General features: G+C 52.4%; 3 protein-coding genes. All 3 read left to right on the top strand.

Features of this window, described 5'->3' with window-relative positions:
• Positions 1-32 precede the first annotated feature (32 nt).
• The 3 genes from ACI3UA_RS06050 to ACI3UA_RS06040 all read left to right on the top strand — a co-directional run bounded on the left by ACI3UA_RS06050 (position 33) and on the right by ACI3UA_RS06040 (position 2066).
• The gene (locus ACI3UA_RS06050; protein WP_439723926.1) at positions 33-164 is read left to right on the top strand and encodes a carboxymuconolactone decarboxylase family protein; all 132 of its coding nucleotides are present in this window, start codon (positions 33-35) and stop codon (positions 162-164) included.
• Positions 165-266: 102 nt separating this feature from the next.
• On the top strand, positions 267-803 hold the full coding sequence (locus ACI3UA_RS06045; RefSeq protein WP_439723925.1) for a flavodoxin family protein: 537 nt from the start codon (positions 267-269) through the stop codon (positions 801-803).
• A 60-nt stretch (positions 804-863) separates the two neighbouring features.
• Entirely contained in the window at positions 864-2066 is a 1203-nt protein-coding gene (locus tag ACI3UA_RS06040; RefSeq protein ID WP_439723924.1) for an alpha/beta hydrolase, read from the top strand.
• The last annotated feature ends 62 nt before the right edge of the window (positions 2067-2128 follow it).

Raw genomic sequence — 2128 nt, 5'->3', positions numbered from 1 at the left:
CCCTCGGCATAGAAGCACAATTCCGCAGCCATGTGAATGGCACCCTGGCCGCCGGTGCCAGCAAGGAAGAGGTCATTGGCGTCATTACCGCCATGAACCCTTACGTGGGCTTTCCCCGCACCCTCTGGATGCTGAAAATCGCCAATGAATGCATAGAAAAATAAAATTTCTGCCCGACTGCATTTACAGCAGACAGAAAGGTGCTTTCACACAGAAAATATAAATACTCGGTTAATAATATACGCAAAATACAAAGGAGAGATATCATGAGCAAAAATGTACTAATCATTTCCGGCAGTCCGCGCAAAGGCGGCAATTCCGACCTGTTATGCGATTATTTTGCCGAAGGGGCCCATGAGGCAGGCCACAAGGTGACGAAAATTTCCCTGCGAGATAACAAAATCGGCTTCTGCCATGCCTGCTACCAGTGCCGCCAGACACAAAAGTGCTTTCAACAGGATGATATGACGGACATTCTGGACAAAATCATTGCGGCTGATGTACTGGTGCTGGCAAGCCCTGTGTACTTTTACTCCGTTGATGCACAGATGAAGGCAATGATTGACCGCACCCTGCCCCGCTGGACAGAAATCAGGGACAAGGAGCTTTATTACATCGTCACGGCGGCAGACAGCAATCCCGCCGCCCTTGAGCGCACGGTGGAATGTTTCCGCGGCTTTGCCGACTGCTTTGACGGCATGACGGAACGCGGCGTCCTCTACGGTCACAGCGTCTATGAAAAGGGCGCGGTCAAAAATACTGATTATCCTGCCCAGGCAAGGGAAATGGGCAAAAACGTATAAGATGCAAAATATAAAGATATAAAATACTACATACAAGACAAAAGAAAGAAGGAAGCTGTTATGAAATTCAAAAAAATGGCCTTGCTTGCCCTGATGATGACCGCCGGTACGCTGTCCGCTGCCGGTGCAGGCGGAATCGCCGAAGCCGGTGCTGATGGTGCCAATGCCACTGCCAAGCCTGCCACGGCCGCCGAAAATTCCACCTCTGCTGACGGCATCGCCTTTCTGGGCGCCAGCGACTTGCAGGAGCGCAACATTAATCCTGCCCAAAGCCCCAACGTCAATCCTTTCGGACTGGTCTATACAGGCGCCCTTACTAAAAACGAGCCCGGCAAGGTAAACATCCATCCTGTCAGCTATCGCCTGAATGGCAACCTGATTGCGGCAAATATCTATACCCCGGCTGGCTACCGGAAAGATGATACAAAAAAATATCCTGCCATCATCATTGCCCACCCAAACGGCGGTGTCAAGGAACAGGTGGCGGGGATGTACGCCCAGCGGCTGGCGGAAAACGGCTACATCACCATCACTGCCGATGCTTCCTTTCAGGGGGCCAGCGGCGGCGTGCCGAGAAACCTTGACAATCCGGCTTTCCGCGTGGAGGACATTCACGGCATGGCAGACATCATCCCAGCCTTTCCGGGTGTTGATGCCGACAGGCTGGGAGCACTGGGCATCTGCGGCGGTGGCGGCTATACCCTGAAAACCGTCCAGACTGACAAGCGGCTCAAAGCAGTAGCCACCCTCTCTATGTTCAACTCAGGCCTCGTCCGCAGGAACGGCTACATGAACTCCACTCCTGATGCCGCCATCAAAAATCTGGAAACAGCTTCCGCTATCCGTGCCGCCGAAGCTGCCGGAGCGGAAATCCATCGTACCCCTGGCATGGAAACTATGGAAATCCCGCAGGAAAAGCTGGCTGAAATGCCTACCCTCTACAGCGAGGGCTACATCTACTACGGCAAAACCCACCGCCATCCTAACTCCACCTTCCAATACACCCTACGCAGCAATCTTGACCTGTTCACCTTTGATGCGGCCGCCAACATGGAGCTGATTAACCAGCCGCTTTTGATGATTGCCGGCAGTCAGGCTGACTCCCTCTACATGACAGAAGACGCTTTTGCCAAAGCCACCGGCACCAAAAACAAGGAGCTGTTTCTGGTGGAAGGCGCAACCCACATCCAGACCTACTGGGTGCCGGAGTATGTGGAAAAAATCGCCACCAAGCTGACTGATTTCTACGGCAAAAACCTCTGATGCCAACGACACATATAAAAACTGCACACAGATGAGGAAATAACATGAAAATTCAGTTTTTC

This window comes from Anaerovibrio sp., from assembly GCF_051866355.1.
Classification (GTDB): Bacteria; Bacillota; Negativicutes; order Selenomonadales; family Selenomonadaceae; genus Anaerovibrio.
Note: the sequence above shows the minus strand (reverse complement) of the source record. Positions and strands in the feature narration are given on the sequence as shown.